The sequence below is a fragment of the Chroococcidiopsis sp. CCNUC1 genome (assembly GCF_023546805.1).
In the GTDB taxonomy this organism is placed as follows: domain Bacteria; phylum Cyanobacteriota; class Cyanobacteriia; order Cyanobacteriales; family Chroococcidiopsidaceae; genus Chroococcidiopsis; species Chroococcidiopsis thermalis.
The window spans coordinates 195,629-210,684 of record NZ_CP097481.1; the positions used below are offsets into that span (position 1 = coordinate 195,629).

Annotated in this window: 19 protein-coding genes and 1 pseudogene; 10 read left to right on the plus strand and 10 right to left on the minus strand. The window is 46.2% G+C overall.

The window, feature by feature from the left end; all coding sequences use genetic code 11:
• Positions 1 to 49 precede the first annotated feature (49 nt).
• The 5 genes from M5J74_RS30355 to M5J74_RS30375 all read left to right on the plus strand — a co-directional run bounded on the left by M5J74_RS30355 (position 50) and on the right by M5J74_RS30375 (position 3,831).
• Complete coding sequence (locus tag M5J74_RS30355) at positions 50 to 298, plus strand: hypothetical protein (RefSeq protein WP_250017270.1); 249 nt, start codon at positions 50 to 52, stop codon at positions 296 to 298.
• The gene (locus tag M5J74_RS30360) at positions 295 to 1,401 is read left to right on the plus strand and encodes a multicopper oxidase domain-containing protein (RefSeq protein WP_250017271.1); all 1,107 of its coding nucleotides are present in this window, start codon (positions 295 to 297) and stop codon (positions 1,399 to 1,401) included. The genes M5J74_RS30355 and M5J74_RS30360 overlap by 4 nt, the downstream gene beginning before the upstream one ends.
• Complete coding sequence (locus tag M5J74_RS30365) at positions 1,398 to 2,552, plus strand: ZIP family metal transporter (protein WP_250017272.1); 1,155 nt, start codon at positions 1,398 to 1,400, stop codon at positions 2,550 to 2,552. The genes M5J74_RS30360 and M5J74_RS30365 overlap by 4 nt, the downstream gene beginning before the upstream one ends.
• A gap of 2 nt (positions 2,553 to 2,554) precedes the next feature.
• Positions 2,555 to 2,986 carry a ubiquinol-cytochrome c reductase iron-sulfur subunit gene (locus tag M5J74_RS30370; protein ID WP_250017273.1) on the plus strand — a complete coding sequence of 144 codons (432 nt, stop codon included), beginning with the start codon at positions 2,555 to 2,557 and terminating at the stop codon, positions 2,984 to 2,986.
• 239 nt (positions 2,987 to 3,225) lie between these two features.
• Positions 3,226 to 3,831: a hypothetical protein gene (locus tag M5J74_RS30375; protein ID WP_250017274.1), complete on the plus strand. Its 606-nt coding sequence runs from the start codon at positions 3,226 to 3,228 to the stop codon at positions 3,829 to 3,831.
• A gap of 2 nt (positions 3,832 to 3,833) precedes the next feature.
• Here the strand turns inward: M5J74_RS30375 and M5J74_RS30380 are convergent, their stop codons facing one another.
• Positions 3,834 to 4,451 carry a TMEM165/GDT1 family protein gene (locus M5J74_RS30380; RefSeq protein WP_250017657.1) on the minus strand — a complete coding sequence of 206 codons (618 nt, stop codon included), beginning with the start codon at positions 4,449 to 4,451 and terminating at the stop codon, positions 3,834 to 3,836.
• 329 nt (positions 4,452 to 4,780) lie between these two features.
• On the opposite strand from M5J74_RS30380, the gene M5J74_RS30385 reads away from it, so the two are divergent.
• Positions 4,781 to 5,281 carry a helix-turn-helix domain-containing protein gene (locus M5J74_RS30385; protein ID WP_250017275.1) on the plus strand — a complete coding sequence of 167 codons (501 nt, stop codon included), beginning with the start codon at positions 4,781 to 4,783 and terminating at the stop codon, positions 5,279 to 5,281.
• Between the two features lie 17 nt (positions 5,282 to 5,298).
• On the plus strand, positions 5,299 to 5,841 hold the full coding sequence (locus M5J74_RS30390) for an IS630 family transposase (protein WP_250017276.1): 543 nt from the start codon (positions 5,299 to 5,301) through the stop codon (positions 5,839 to 5,841).
• A gap of 296 nt (positions 5,842 to 6,137) precedes the next feature.
• Here the strand turns inward: M5J74_RS30390 and M5J74_RS30395 are convergent, their stop codons facing one another.
• The 3 genes from M5J74_RS30395 to M5J74_RS30400 are packed head-to-tail and all read right to left on the minus strand — an operon-like array spanning position 6,138 to position 6,707.
• Positions 6,138 to 6,461, minus strand: a complete 324-nt coding sequence (locus tag M5J74_RS30395) for an IS1 family transposase (protein WP_371934115.1) — start codon at positions 6,459 to 6,461, stop codon at positions 6,138 to 6,140.
• Entirely contained in the window at positions 6,346 to 6,618 is a 273-nt protein-coding gene (locus tag M5J74_RS33755) for an IS1 family transposase (protein ID WP_371934116.1), read from the minus strand. The genes M5J74_RS30395 and M5J74_RS33755 overlap by 116 nt, the downstream gene beginning before the upstream one ends.
• A complete protein-coding gene (locus M5J74_RS30400; protein ID WP_371934108.1) occupies positions 6,552 to 6,707 on the minus strand; it encodes an IS1-like element transposase in 156 nt (51 codons plus the stop codon). The genes M5J74_RS33755 and M5J74_RS30400 overlap by 67 nt, the downstream gene beginning before the upstream one ends.
• A gap of 210 nt (positions 6,708 to 6,917) precedes the next feature.
• On the opposite strand from M5J74_RS30400, the pseudogene M5J74_RS30405 reads away from it, so the two are divergent.
• Positions 6,918 to 7,748, plus strand: a pseudogene (locus tag M5J74_RS30405) (divalent metal cation transporter); the annotation flags it as partial.
• Between the two features lie 36 nt (positions 7,749 to 7,784).
• Here M5J74_RS30405 and M5J74_RS30410 read toward each other — a convergent pair.
• The 4 genes from M5J74_RS30410 to M5J74_RS30425 all read right to left on the minus strand — a co-directional run bounded on the left by M5J74_RS30410 (position 7,785) and on the right by M5J74_RS30425 (position 11,369).
• Complete coding sequence (locus M5J74_RS30410) at positions 7,785 to 8,516, minus strand: tetratricopeptide repeat protein (protein WP_250017278.1); 732 nt, start codon at positions 8,514 to 8,516, stop codon at positions 7,785 to 7,787.
• Between the two features lie 195 nt (positions 8,517 to 8,711).
• On the minus strand, positions 8,712 to 10,070 hold the full coding sequence (locus M5J74_RS30415) for a mechanosensitive ion channel family protein (RefSeq protein ID WP_250017280.1): 1,359 nt from the start codon (positions 10,068 to 10,070) through the stop codon (positions 8,712 to 8,714).
• A gap of 125 nt (positions 10,071 to 10,195) precedes the next feature.
• Positions 10,196 to 10,549, minus strand: a complete 354-nt coding sequence (locus tag M5J74_RS30420; protein ID WP_106545196.1) for a phage holin family protein — start codon at positions 10,547 to 10,549, stop codon at positions 10,196 to 10,198.
• Positions 10,550 to 10,649: 100 nt separating this feature from the next.
• Entirely contained in the window at positions 10,650 to 11,369 is a 720-nt protein-coding gene (locus tag M5J74_RS30425) for a hypothetical protein (protein ID WP_250017281.1), read from the minus strand.
• Positions 11,370 to 11,863: 494 nt separating this feature from the next.
• Between M5J74_RS30425 and M5J74_RS30430 the strand changes: the two genes are divergently transcribed.
• Positions 11,864 to 12,940 (plus strand): AI-2E family transporter, encoded by a 1,077-nt coding sequence (locus M5J74_RS30430; RefSeq protein ID WP_250017283.1) that lies wholly within the window; start codon positions 11,864 to 11,866, stop codon positions 12,938 to 12,940.
• Between the two features lie 23 nt (positions 12,941 to 12,963).
• On the opposite strand, the gene M5J74_RS30435 is transcribed toward M5J74_RS30430, so the two are convergent.
• Together M5J74_RS30435 and M5J74_RS30440 are read right to left on the minus strand one after the other, a co-directional pair.
• Positions 12,964 to 13,650: a class I SAM-dependent methyltransferase gene (locus M5J74_RS30435; protein ID WP_250017285.1), complete on the minus strand. Its 687-nt coding sequence runs from the start codon at positions 13,648 to 13,650 to the stop codon at positions 12,964 to 12,966.
• Positions 13,651 to 13,816: 166 nt separating this feature from the next.
• Positions 13,817 to 14,161, minus strand: a complete 345-nt coding sequence (locus M5J74_RS30440; protein ID WP_250017286.1) for a DUF3703 domain-containing protein — start codon at positions 14,159 to 14,161, stop codon at positions 13,817 to 13,819.
• Positions 14,162 to 14,296: 135 nt separating this feature from the next.
• On the opposite strand from M5J74_RS30440, the gene M5J74_RS30445 reads away from it, so the two are divergent.
• On the plus strand, positions 14,297 to 14,869 hold the full coding sequence (locus M5J74_RS30445) for a hypothetical protein (RefSeq protein ID WP_250017287.1): 573 nt from the start codon (positions 14,297 to 14,299) through the stop codon (positions 14,867 to 14,869).
• Positions 14,870 to 15,056 lie beyond the last annotated feature (187 nt).

Sequence of the window (15,056 nt, forward strand, 5' to 3'; positions counted from 1 at the left end):
AAGAGCGGAAAATATGAGAAGAATATGAAAATAATCGTTGGTTAAATGAATGGTTACGTCAGAAAATCGCTCCAGTCTGCCTGAAGTTCGCCGAAGGATCAAAATTCCTCAGAGTAGTGGTTTTTGGCGCAAGCTGTTTGCCTATGCAAGACCAGGGTATCTCGTTTCTGTAGGAGATACGAACCTTGGTAAATGGGACACGGACATTGCTGGGATAGCTAAATTTGACTGCACCTTCACAACAAGCGCGCGATATTCCCCTGAAACCTTAATCAAAACAGGAGGGTTTCAAGCATGAAACCTCATCTGACTCGGCGATCGCTCTTAGGAGCGGGATTTCTCAGTGCCGGAACTTTTTTTAGCAAGCTCTTGCCAACAACTGCCTCTGCCGAAGCACAGAAAGTTGAGTCTCCTGCCTATGCCGCTCATAGTGACACGGCTGTAGAGCATTCAGTTTCTAAACACGGCGGTAGTCTGACTGTAGGTGATGTCGATGATGCCCGCAACGGCTTTAATCCCCGTGAAATGTTAACAGACTGGGATAGGGGTAAAGTTTCAAAACTGCCCGACGGTCGAACACTGCGGGAATATGAAATTTTTGTCGAAGAACGGTTAATTGAAATTGCTCCCAAGGTTTTCTATCCAGCTTGGACTTATAACGGACGCGTTCCAGGACCAACTCTGCGGGTAACGGAAGGCGATCGCCTGCGGATTCGCTTCTCCAATCGCGGCACTCACCCCCATACCATCCATTTTCACGGCATCCACTCTGCCCGAATGGATGGAGTTCCTGGTACTCTCGAAGCCAAAGCTGGACAAGAAGTGGTCTACGAGTTTGACGCTAAACCCTTTGGTTGCCACCTGTACCACTGTCACTCAGTGCCGTTCAAGCGGCATTTGCATAAAGGACTCTATGGCGCTTTCATTATCGATCCCGATCCAAAACGCCATCCAGAAGCCGAAAAAGTTGCTTCCTCCCGACTTCTAGGTAGCCCAGAAAATGCCAATTGGCAAGAATTCCTCATGGTGATGAACGCCTTCGATACTAACTTTGATGAGGAAAACGAATTCTACGCCATCAATACCATTCCCCACGAATTTATGAAACGACCCATCCGCATCGAACGCGATCGCCCGGTGCGGGTTTACTTAGTGAATGTGATTGAATTCGATCCGCTCAACTCCTTCCATCTACACGCCAACTTTTTCGACTTCTACGACCACGGCACAACCCTAACACCAACCCAACGTACCATCGATACCGTGATGATGGTGCAAGCACAACGAGGGATTTTGGAGTTCTCGTTCCAAGATTTTGAGCCAGGAACTTATATGTTCCACGCCCACCAGTCAGAATTCTTGGAACTGGGTTGGATGAGCGCTTTTGAGGTGGTGGCATGAAAAGAGCATGGTTGTGGGCAATTCTGCCGCTGGTACTACTGGCAGCTGTGATTGGGATCTTTCTGACAATCAATCCCCTCGGTCCCTTGGGAGTTTCAGCCCCTCCAATCGAAAATTTGACTGTGGAACGGACGGTGTTGGACAAGCAAGGCATCTCCCTATTGGTAAGGGCTGGCGGTTCCGAACCGATGCAGATCGCCCAAATTCAGGTAGATGGAGCTTACTGGGAGTTCAGCCAAAATCCACCAGGAACGCTGTCTAGATTGGCAACAGCTTGGATTAACTTGCCTTATCCTTGGGTTCAAGACGAAACCCATCACATCAAATTGATTACCAACACGGGACTGAGCTTTGAACACGAAATTGCGGTAGCTGTGCCAACACCGCAATTTTCTCTCAGCCGTGTTTTGGCATACGCCCTACTTGGTTTGTATGTAGGCATCGTGCCTGTGGGACTAGGAATGCTATTTTATCCATCCCTAAAAGCTTTGGGTGGGCAGGGGATTAAGTTCTTATTGGCTTTGACAATCGGGATGCTAGCTTTTCTGCTAGTGGATACAATCGAAGAAGGGCTGGAACTAGCCAGTAAAGCAGCTAGCGCCTTTTCAGGCAGCGCCTTAGTTTGGTTGGTTACAGCTGCTTCTTTCCTAGCCATTTTTACTATAGGCAGGCGCGGTAGCAAGGCACCGGAAGGAACTGCTTTGGCTACTTACTTGGCTTTTAGCATTGGTCTGCACAATTTGGGGGAAGGGTTAGCGATTGGTGCTGCTTTTGCCATCGGTGAAGCAGCGCTTGGCTCGTTGCTGGTTGTCGGGTTTACCTTGCATAACATTACTGAAGGCATTGGCATTGCCGCACCATTAGTCGAGTTGCGACCCAAATTTACGACTTTTCTTGGATTAACTGCCTTAGCCGGTCTACCCGCAGTTTTAGGAACGTGGATGGGAGCCTTTGCCTTCTCTCCCCTTTGGGCAGCACTGTTTCTAGGAATTGGGGCGGGAGCCATTGTGCAAGTTATGGTGGAAGTTAGCTCGTACTTGGCACGGACAGCACGCAAAACGGGCGGAACGTGGCTTTCTAGAGTTAGCTTCGCCGGATTCAGTTTGGGACTGGCGGTTATGTATACAACAGCATTATTCGTCAATTTCTAATTATGAAGCGCCGAAGTTTTCTTACCTGGATGGGGTTGGGTTGGCTAGCCAGCGTGTTACCCGTGGCGATCGCTGCTTGCACGAGTCAATTTAAGCGGCTTGAATCTAGACCTCGACCTGACGGCTTTCAAGCAATTGGCACTGTGGCTGAGTTAGAGCAATTTCCCGGCACAATTCAAGTGCAGGTGGATTCTACTCCGGTCATAGCGATTCGTCACCCTTCGCAACCAGGAGTGTTGGTGGCTCTCAATCCTACTTGTCCTCATGCTGGTTGCAAGGTGGAATGGCAGAAGGATAATAGTAAGTTTGTTTGTCCCTGTCATGGATCTAAGTTTGACCCTAGTGGCAAGGTAATTAGAGGTCCGGCTGCTAGGAATTTAACTGGTTACCCAGCCAAAGCTGAAGACCAAAGTATTTTGGTGAAGCTGGGTTAGAAGTGGCTTGCTACATTTGTGAAACTAATTGCACGCCATTCAGCCACTGGATCGACTGACGTTTTTCTACTCTCGATCGTGGTATAAGTACTAGTCAGTTGCTACCATTATCGCTAGCTTAAATGTTTGGCTTCTGTTAAAAACTTTTCTGGATTAGCTGTAAGTTTATCCCAATTTAGAAGCAGCTTGCTTTCCAAAAAGCTAATGTAAATTTATTCCTATTACCAGGTTTATCGTCAATGCCTCCGCCACAAATAACAACATTAATTGGGGGATTAGCTGCGATCGCACAGATCGTCCTCGCCCAGCTAATTTACTGGGAAGACAGCCAAAAGAATTCATCTATCTCAACGGCAAAACACTTACCAGTTACCGCTCGGACTATCTCAAGGCTTGAGCTAACCGATCGCTTATTTTCTCCTAATAAAGTTTGGAGCCTTGGTTTATTAACTCTCGTACTTTACGGACTGCTGGGATTTCATTTTGCTGTTGTTGGCGCTAGTCGCTGGGTTTGGGCTTTAGCCATTTTAATTAACTATTGGAATCTTGCTAATCTAAGGCAAAGAAGGTTTTCCACTCTCCACAAAAATTATTTGGTAAAAGCATTACTAGCTGCTCAGATCGTGCCTTCATCTGTAGCATTAGCTGGAATAGTTTGGGCAAGCATTCAAAACTTACCAATTTATCTTCCCATTGCCCTCGGACTAGCAACTGGCATCAACTCAGTTGTGATGATGGCGATGTTTACAGAATTATTTGGCAGGAGCAAAGCGGTTACTCTGGCAACAGGTGTATCTTATTTGGGTTTTGTCTTGGGCTTTATATTACAACAGGTCTCCCTTTAGGGCTAAACTCCCTCCCACCAAGCAACAGCAGCAAAGAGTAAGAACAGTACTCCCCCGACAGCAGTAATTGTCTGTTCTGAAATCCGCCCCGCAATCATTTTACCGCCGATAACAGCAATTAGGGCGCAGATGGCGTGTCCAAGGATCGCTCCTACCGTTACGCCTAAAGCATTGTTCGAGGCAGAAAGTGCAATTGTAGCAATCTGGGTGCGATCGCCCCACTCGGCTAGAAACGTCAGAATGAAACTCTCGAAGATGACTGCCCAGTTGCTTTTGTGCTGTTTCAGGTTCAGTTCGCTCTGCTCTACGGCTGTCTTTGCCTCATCGACAACTGAACTTTGGGCTGTAGTGGGCATTTTCCACCCATCGACCAGCAACTTGACTCCGAAGCAAACAAACAAAGCAATTTCAGCATAGTGGATGTATGCTTTGGGCAAGAAAGCGATCGCAGTACCTAACATCACCGATAGGACTGTCATGGCGGCAAGTGCTGCCACTACGCCTGCAAGCACTAAACGGCGGGAATGGCGCATAGACATCACGACAGCGATAAAAAAGGTCTTATCGCCCAATTCGGAGATTGTAATCAGTAACAAGCTAGCAGTAAAAGCAGTTGGCACTCTCTCAAACCCCTCAAATACGTTAAATACGTTGCGATTTTTGAGCGAGCTTGATGAACGCACGGACGCTTCACCAAGCTCACAATAAGGGTGAACTGGGTGAAGGTCTCGCTTTTAATCTTTTGCCTTTCCAGTTTAGTTAGCAATTTTAACTAAACTAGGCATCAAAAACTGATTTCCTGAACCAGGCTATTTGCCAGTATGTTGATTCAGGTAACTGGCAATTCAACTGCCAGCAGCTACTCCCCTTCAAACATATTTTATCTTATACCAATTTAATGTAAAGGCTCATATAATGTGAGCTGTAAAGTTGAGGGGGCAAGCAAGCGATGAGTCGCCCGTTCATCATCGAAATTAGGGAGAGTGAAGCAGACCTGAAGAAACGACTCCAACATGCGCGGGAGGCAATTCACAAGGAAAAACTCCAGATGCTCTGGTGGCTCAAAAGTGGGCAAGTGAGGCAGCAACAAGAAATCGGTAAACGACTGGGACGTGACACTTCCACGGTGACACGCTGGTTGCAAAAGTACCGCGGTGGTGGACTGGAGGAACTGTTGCAAATCCGTAAGGCAGGGGGGAACGAACGCAAAATCAACGGGGAGGTGCTCGCAGAGCTGCAACAGCAGTTGCAGAATCCAGCAGGCTTCTCCAGTTACGGAGCGATCGTGGAATGGCTGAAGCAGAAACATGGACTGACGGTGGAGTATGGCACGGTCTATGCCACGGTTCGGTATTTGCTCGGGGCGAAACTCAAACAGCCTCGCCCGCAGAGTCATCAGCAGAATGAGCAGGCGGTTGAGACTTTTAAAAAAACCTTGGTGCGGCGCTGATTGCTCTAGAGAGTCTGTTGGCACAGGGGAAAGCGAGCCACTATTTCTGTCAGGATGAAACCCGAGTCGGATTAAAGACTCAAAGTGGCAAAGTGATTACGGCTTCTGGAGTCAAGCCCAAGCTGGAGGTGCAATGGGATCGAGAGAATTTCTGGATTTATGGAGCGATTGCTCCTTTGAGTGGGGATCATTTCTTGCACGAGTATCCCAAACTCAATGGCGAGTGTTTTCAGGAGTTTTTGGATTGGCTCTCTCAACAGCTAGGGGAGGATTGGGCGATTTTGCAGATCGATCGGGCTCCCGCTCATATGGCGGCGGCAATTCAATGGCCAGAGAATATTATTCCTTTAGTGCAACCTGCCCATAGTCCCGAACTCAACCCGATTGAACGGTTCTGGCAATTGCTCAAACAACCGCTGAAAAATCAGCTATTTCCCTCCTTGCAAGCGTTGCGGTCACGAGTTCAAGAACTGTTCGCTCGACTGACGTTGGAACAAGTGATGTCGGTTTCATCCTACAACTTTATTTTGGCAGCACTGTTCTATGTAGCCTCACATTAAATTGGTATTACAACAAATGAGTTACAAACAAGAGAAAATTTACTGAAAATACTAAATATGACTCGCAATATTTTTCGACTCCATTTCATATTTTTATCATCTTCATTTCATTTTTCTTTCATCTTCACTATTCCTGTTCTCGGATTTTAAACTACTCAATCCTACTAACATTTCCTACTTAGAGGTGAATAACTGGAAGGAGGTGTTGTAGAGATGTTGACACAGTTTAAATTAATAAGCCAAATTCATATCGGTTAATGAACATTCCAATTACCAAATCGTGCATCAAAATTGTCTTAGAAAAACAAATCGAAATCCTTTGCTAAACGTTTAATTCTTGTTCTTAAATTTAAATGCTTGTTTTCTATCTTTTGTGTATTATGTTTACCAACTTCATGCTTCGATGCGTCTAAGTGACGTTCGTATGCTCCCCAATCATCTGTGTAAAAACGGCTAATACCGAAGGGAGATAGTAGTGCTTTTAGTTGTAGAAAGGCTTCGTCTTTACGAGTGCCAAATACGTAGGCTAGAACTTTTCCAGTTGCGTGGTCGCGCTGCGTGCCACAACCACCTTTGTTTAGCTTTATTTCCGATAAAACTCCACATCTCATCCAACTCAGATTCACGCTTCGATTCTGCTTCGTCTAGTTTGACCAGACAGATATTAACTGTAACTATTTCAGAATTCAATTGCTTTAATACTGAGAGATTCACTTGTTGTAATTGCTGTCTCTTTTTTTTAATTCCTTGATGACAGTGCTGGTACTCACATGCAATACTCGTGCTGTATCTCGAATACCACTTCCATTCAGTGCCATGTCTACTATCTGTTCTTTTACTCTTTTGGATTGACCTGGGGTTTGCATAATCTAAAATAAATGTTCGACCGTCACAAGGTTGTTCTCGACATTGGTAACGTTGCTTTCCAGCCGCGAGTCTTACCATTCTTCACAATATCTACTCCCTGACAGTAAGGGCAATGCAATACTTGTGTAATCATGGTTACTCTCTATACAGTTGATCCTACTATTTGCCTAAGTGAAGGTTAGCATATCAACAATTTTACAACATCTCCCGTAGAAGCTTTGGTAATTATGCTGGTGGCGACAGTAGGAATTTGTTTCGCCTTAGAAATTCTCTTTTCTCGCCCTGACGTGGGAGGAATATTGTTAGGGTACGTACCCAAGCCGGAGATTTTACAGAATCCAGAGATGCTCTACATCGCTATGGGGATTCTGGGAGCAACAGTAATGCCACATAACTTGTATTTGCACTCCTCGATCGTGCAAACTCGCGATTGGCAACCAACGGTCGAGAAGCGATGGGAAGCGATTAAGTTTGGCACAATTGATTCGACTGTAGCTTTATCGTTAGCACTATTTATTAATTCAGCAATTTTGATTGTTTCTGCGGCAACATTTCATTTTTCTGGTTATCGAGATGTGGCAGAAATTCAAGATGCTTATAAATTACTATCTCCTTTGCTAGGAGTTAGTGCCGCTAGTGCGATTTTTGGTCTTGCCTTACTTGCTTCTGGGCAAAGTTCCACGCTAACTGCAACTCTGGCAGGACAGATCGTGATGGAAGGCTTTTTGCATCTGCGTCTACCACCTTGGTTGCGTCGTTTAGCTACCAGGCTGATTGCAATCGTGCCAGCCTTAATTGCAATTATCTTTTTTGGCGAACGCAGTACGGGAAACCTACTCGTTTTCAGTCAAGTAATTTTGAGCTTACAGTTATCGTTTGCGGTGATTCCATTGGTCATGTTTACCAGCGATCGCCGCCGCATGGGAGAATTCGTCAATCCTCGATGGCTGAAAGTCTTGGCTTGGTCTGTCGCTACGATTATTGTCAGCCTAAACGTTTGGCTGCTGCTGCAAACCTTTCTAGGCTGGCTAAAGCTGTAGGAGAAAAACTTTGTATCTCTACCTTTCCTTCAGGATTTACGGCTGCACGGGAGGTTTGGCAGTTGGCGACTGTTGCATTGTTTGCAGAAAAGTCAACGCTTGTTGGTGAGCAGGTTCATTTCCTTGAGCGGAAAAAATCCGCGCAGCTTGCTGTAAATCGGCGATCGCTCCCGCTCTATCTCCCAAATGATAGCGGACAGTACCTCGGTTGCCATATGCCTCAGCCATTTCAGGTTGGAGTTGAATTGCTCGGTCGTAATCGGCGATCGCGGCTGGGGCATTTCCTAGCCCTGAATGTGCCAGTCCTCGATTGTAGTAAGCATCGGCGTGATGGGAATCGTATCGTAAAGCCGCGTTAAAGTCGGCGATCGCTGCGGAAAAATTGCCCTTTTGGGCTAATACCGTTCCCCGCTTATTGTAAGCATCGGCGTGACGGGGATCGATTCGCAGTGCCGAGTTAAAGTCTGCCATTGCTGCTTTGTAATTTCCGAGTTCGGCACGGACGAAACCTCGGTTGCAGTAAGCTTCAATAAAACTGGGATTCAGCCGCACGACTCCATCGAAGTCTTCAATCGCGCCTTGCAAGTCTCCTCGTTCGGTCTTCTCCACCCCCCGATTAAACAAGTCCTGAGCGTTTGTCACAGGTGCAGACGGCGATGAAGGTAGACTGGGTTTTACAGTAGATGCTGCACGAACGGCGGGAGTCAGTCCGCCCAAGGCAGTAGCTATTCCCAGGATGGCGATCGCTCTGTGAATAATGTTGTTCATGAATTGGCTCCACAGCTAGAGAACAACCTCAGATTCGTAAAAGAGCATTTCCTGCTAAATAGGTTAGTTCCAATTAAAACCATGCCAAGCAAGGAAAATACGATGTAGATTGAATTAAAATCGGACTTGAATTCGTCGTTGGCGATCGAGCGTTTACATTTAGCATAACAAGAGACAGCGATTGAGTTAGCACTTTTACCTCTGACTGTTTTGAGATTTGCTAGAATTTCCCACACCTAATGCAGCCTGCCAGCTGTCAACATGGCGTGGTACGAGAATGCGGACATCGGGATCGGGCAACCCAATCCCTGCTTGTTTCAAAGCACCGACGATCGCAATTCTGACTGCTGAAGTCGTAGCCACGAAATCAGAACGTCGCGAGTCAGTCCAAAAGCGCACTTCAACTACAACATCATCCTGTCCTAGCTCTCGTATCCGCACGGAAACTCTTGGTTCTGCCAGCACTCCCGCAGCACTCTGGGCTGCATCTGTGACAGCATTCACAACTTTTTGTAAGTCGCTATCGTAGCCGATAAATAATTCCACGCTGCTGCGGCGGACGGGAGCAGCTGTATTGTTGATAATCAGAGAAGTAAATACTTCTGCATTGGGAACGAGAACCACGCGCCCGTCATAGGTACGTAACTGAGTTGCCCGCAATTCGATCCGCTCGACATTTCCCTCAGTTTCACCCACGACGATCTGGTCGCCTAACTCAAACGGGCGCAGAATCAAAATTAAAATCCCGCTGACGAAATTAGACAGGATATCTTTGAGCGCAAAACCCAAGGCAAGTCCAGTTAACCCTAACCCAGTAGCAACGGTACGCGGGTCAAAACCAAAGGCATCCAGCGCCACAATTACACCTAAAGTCCAAACAGCGTAGTATGCAACCTGCTTAATCAGGTTCTCTACAGTTAAATCTTCCACAATATGACGGAAGATAATTCGCATCAACCAGCGGACAGTGGTGGCGATCGCCCAAAATAAGCCAATTACTAACAAAGATGCGATCGCACGCGGCACGATCGCGATCGCAGATTCCAGCAATCGCCCAAAGGCAGTAGCAACCGATGCCTGAACTTCTGCCACAAATCGTCCCCAAGGGGAAAACCGCCGCCCACTCGCTCGCTTCAGAGCAGCATTAATTGCTTGCGACCATTGAGTCGCTAGAGCGTCAACAGTCGTTAAGTTATCCTGAGCATCGGCTGGGGTGACTGTGACTACAGGTACTCCAGCAATTGTGATGACGCGCTCAGCCCGATTTGTTCTGGTTGTCTCGATTCGAGGTGCGGCGATCGCCTCTGGATTCTCTAGCAACCTATTCATCCGTCGCTCGATTTGCCGCGCCCGCGCCTGAGCGTCGTTATTCTCTACTGCACTGACGCGAAACACCGAGCGACCATCTAGGCGTACAGTTACTCGCTCGTCTTGCGCTCCTACCCAACTGGGAATAAATGTTGTCGTCAGGATAGCAAACAGCAGTAACCAACTCGCGGCAGTTCGTGCCAGCTTGTGTTGACGGCTCGCGATCGCTCTCCTGTTTTTGGGCATGACAAATCCATTCTTCTTTTCAAAAAATAAAGCGTAGCTCCACAATTGTCGTCACGCTTGAGTCAGAAATAGTCATGCTAATTTGCTAACTTTTATCCCCTTGCTGCGACTCAGAATACTCAAACTCACAGTCTCAATGTTGCTAGCAGATTGAAAAGAACAGAGTTAATCAGGCTCAAAGCAATGGAGCCGAGTAAGGCACTCCAAATTCCCCAACGTAGCCGAAATCCAGTGACGAGAGCAGCGGCTAGACCAAAAATAATTGCATTCAAGACAAACAGGAATAGACCCAAGGTTAAAAGAATCAAGGGAAAGGTAAAAAACCCTAAGATCGGTCGCAACAGAGCGTTTAATACTCCAAAAACTGCGGCGGAAACTGCTGCTTTGCCAAAACTGTCAATTTCTACTCCCAGTGGTAGCCGCGCAATAATTAAAAAGCTAATGGTTGTGACTAACCAGGTAATGAGGATTCCAAGCATGATAATTATCGGGATTGGCGATCGCGTACGACATTCAGAATTCTAAATTCAGGATTCTGAATGTCATACTTATTCTAGTTTCTGCTGGCGAACTCCGAACCTAGAATCCAGCAAAGTTGTAGCCAACACCAATCGCTAATCCGACGCTGGTATCGTCAAAGAAACCCACATTTACGCCAGCGTTGGCTGTAATTTGTCTGGCTACGGGTACGTCAACACCTGCTGTTAACATTGGACCGACATCGCTGTTGTTGCCCGTAGCAATTGCTAAGCCACCTCCAACGTAAGGAGAGAAAGCAGATATTTCTTCTGTTTCTGCTCCGGTAGGCTGTAAATTGAAGTCATAAGTGACTGGAATCAGAATCGCAGTGCTATCACCAATGACTACTGATGGACGAGCGGAGATAGCATTGGTCAATCCTACTTTACTGAGAACTGTAAAGTTGCCCAAACCTAAAGCTGTTTCACCACCACCTAAACCGATATTACCGCCGATGCCGATATAGCTAGAACCGCCACGAGTGGCTCGACCTGGTTCGACATCTCCACGCGGAGGTTGAGCGGGTGTCGTTTCCGGTGTCGTAGTAGGAGCCGATGGTTCAGTAGTTGGGTAAGTAGGCTCGGTTGTGGGAGCCGATGGTTCTGTTGATGGATAGTTTGGTTGGTTGGTCGGCGCTGACGGCTCGGTAGGTGGATATGTCGGTTGAGTTGATGGGTAAGTAGGTTGAGTTTGAGCTTGAGCAGACAGTCCACTTGCTACTACAGTTAAAGTAGCAAGACCTAAGACTACAGAAGTCTGCTGAAGAAATTTGGCGTTCATGGTCGTTCCTTTATCAATTTAGTGGCAAGAACTGTCTCAGAACTAAGCTATCGATCATAATGCTTGTTAAAAATCTGTATGTGAAGGATTATTGACTGACACATTTGCTGAACGATCGCTAGCAAAAGATATACGAATTAATCCTTTAGATAGAGGTAGGAAGTTATTGCTGTCGTTAGCTTAACTGGCATCAACAGATAGACTCAAAGCATCCTGCTTTTGAAACAACACTAAGTTTGCTGAAAAAGATAAATACTAGAAATTAATTGCTACCACTCGGCAATCGCCTTCTCTAAAACATCATTTGTTTAGAGAAAAATTATTTGCGTTACTCTTTTTTCTGCTAAAGCGAAAGAAAAATCGATGCTAAAAGTAACAATTTAATTCCTAATAAGGATGAATTGATCTAAGCCAATTGAATAGTCTAACCACATCGTACAGACAAACTGAGAGTCTTTTTCCCAGCAGAAGCAACACCAAAAAGAAGTTAGGTTGTGAGTTTAGGACAATCGATTGGCGTAGTCGTTTTTATTGTCTCTCTGTATATCTTGTGGCAAATCCGGCTAGTCGTCTTGCTGATATTTACATCTGTAGTGTTAGCAACAGCGATCGACCGACTCGTGCGGCTGTTGCAGCGACTTCACCTAAGACGAGGAATCGCGATCGCCCTCTCGATAACGTTGTTACTTGCCCTCCTCGTTGGCTTTTTTGTGGTCGTCGTGCCGCCTTTTGTCGAGCAACTGCAACAATTGGTCGATCGCGTACCTCAAGGGATAGAACAGTTACGCGGTTGGGCAACCTGGTTGCAAGATCTAATTCCAGAGCAAGTGGTAGAAGATCTACGCGGCTTGAGAGGATTTACTCAACAACTGCAATCTTTTGCAACTCGCCTATTTGGTAATTTCTTCACTCTGTTTTCTAATTCACTGGGAATTATTCTCAACTCATTGCTGGTGCTAGTTTTAACTATCATGCTCCTAGCCAATCCAGCGCCCTATCGCCAGGGCTTTATCCTGCTATTTCCTTCCTTCTACCGCCGCCGCGTCGAAGACATTCTCCAACAGTGCGAATTTGCTTTGGGAGGCTGGGTTACAGGCATCCTGTTTAATATGTTTGTCATTGCTGCCTTGAGCTGGATTGGTTTGTTACTTTTGCAAGTCCCTCTATCTTTTGCCAATGCCATTCTTGCAGGTCTGTTAACATTTATCCCCAATCTCGGTCCCACCCTGAGCGTTATCCCACCAATGGCATTAGCTTTACTGGATGCACCTTGGAAAGCGTTGGCTGTGCTGGGACTGTATGTTGCAATTCAACAGATTGAGAGCAACGTGCTGACACCTATAGTGATGCAGAAACAGGTTTCGTTACTACCAGCAATCACCCTGGCATCCCAAGTCGTTTTTGCCAGCTTCTTTGGTTTCTTAGGTTTGCTGCTGGCTCTACGGCTACTAGTTGTAACTCAGGTTTGGGTAAAGGAGCTTTTAGTTAAGGATGTGCTGAATAACTGGCAGAGAAATGAATCGGGCAATTCTCGGCTAGCTCCAGAGGGAAAAGGTGATTCCGCTAATTGAAGACTATTTCATTTTCTGCGTAGTTACGACTTTTTGAATCCCACACCAGCAATACTCGTCCAACGCGATAACCCAAAAGTAAACGGATAGCAACGAATATCGGACAATCCTGCTTCAGCCATCAAATGAGTTAGCTGCTTGGGACTAATACAACCATTACCCCAATGCCATTGAATGCACCACCCCAGTAAACCTGGACGAGTGACGGTGAGGACGAGCGGTGCTTTTGGACGCAACACCCTAACCATTTCTTGGAGTCCTCTATTGGGTTTTGGCAGGTGTTCTAGCATATGGGCGCTCAGAACTAAGTCAAAGGCGTTGTCATCAAATGGGAGGTTATTGACATCGCTTTGGTAAAATTGGCAATCTACGCCTGAGCGCACTAATAACTGGTTTGCCTTTGCCAACATCTCTGGGGAGATGTCCACGCCTGTAACGTGTAATTTGGGACTCACGGTTTTAGCTAGAGCCAGACTGAAATCAGCAGTACCAATGCCACAATCGCATACAGTCGAGCCATCATGTAAATGCGCCATTACACCTGAGTGTTGCAAAGATTGGAACAATTTCGCGTAGGCACGGCTATAACCCAGCCATTTGAGATGACGATGCCAGCGTGGAGCCGCTGTATTATACATCCGAGTCAGTTGCTCGGTGGTAGGATAAACTCGCCCAATCCAGATTTGCCAGTACCCAACCGTCCATTCCATCGCTCGAATTCCTAACTGCTACTTCAGCTTCAATGTCGCTCTGTAGTAGCAATAGATCGCTAGTCAAATGGATAGTTAGAGGACGATCGCCAGGATAGTTTTGCCGATCGCAACCTCAAAGAAAAGGGGCTATTATAGCGCCCCTACTCGGATTTATTATTCAGATTTATTGCTCTAATATTTGCAATAAATCGTTTGGAATAGACATTCGCTCGGAGTCACTGATATTAACTCTACCATCTCGAAGATATCGCTTGCGTCCAAACAATAAAGTGAGAGGAATAGCCAACACAGTTGGGATTAATTGACCAGCTATTTCCTTCATATCTCTTTGTCTCCATGCTAATTTCAGCATTTCCCAATGAGCGATCGCGTGCGGTAAAGGATAAGCTTGACCGAGAATGTGCGATCGTTGCAATGCCGTCCATGCAGTTTCAAAATTTCCAGTTTCAACGGCAGCCCGCGCCTGACGTATTTCTGTTTCAAAGTGCTGGCGCACAATTGCTTTCATAATTTCTCATCCTCTTTAGCGTTCTAATTCCCATGTTGCGATCTCATTACCGTTACCCTACTAGCCAAAAGGATAGTTAAGAGGATAGTTTATTAGGCAGAGTTTTGTCTTTTGCTCAACTACTGAGGGGGTGTCATGCAAACAAGATTTATACTTGTCGTCAGCTCTTTGCTATTACTTCCAGTTGCGGGCGCTGGTATTTTTGCACGTATGAGTGCTGCGAGCCAAACACCTAGATCGCCGTATGTTGATGAATTATCTAGTCCGATTCGCGGGTTAAGTACGCGAGAAGTTGACGATCTGTTGAATGGGCGTGGTGCGGGGTTTGCACGGATGGCTGAGCTGAATGACTATCCTGGACCAAGGCACGTCCTCGATCTCAAAGGGCAACTTAATCTCTCTGCCAAGCAAACTCAGCAAGTGCAAGCCGCGTTTGAAAAGATGAATGTAGAAGCTAAGCGATTAGGACAAGAGATTGTAGCTCAGGAGCAGCGTTTGAGTATAGCTTTTGCTGACAAAACCATTGCACAGCAGGCGTTACAAACCCAAACCGAAGCACTGGCAATGCTGTACGGTAAATTACGCCAAACACATTTGCAAGCTCATCTAGAAATTACTCCTCTACTCTCACCCAAGCAGATCGCCACCTACAATAGACTACGGGGCTACACTGATGGTAAGACACCGATAAGACATCACGGCAACTGATGATGTTGTCTTACCGTATACTGGCTGTCTGCGATCGAGATTCGGAGTGCGCCAATTTCGTAAGTTGAGGATAAGCAACATGACTGAAATTTCAGTTTATTGAACTACGTTATCGTTTCGACTTACTATCATTTTGGTAAGATAAAAACATTTTCTGAAACTTCTATTAACGGATAGTTTCTGATTA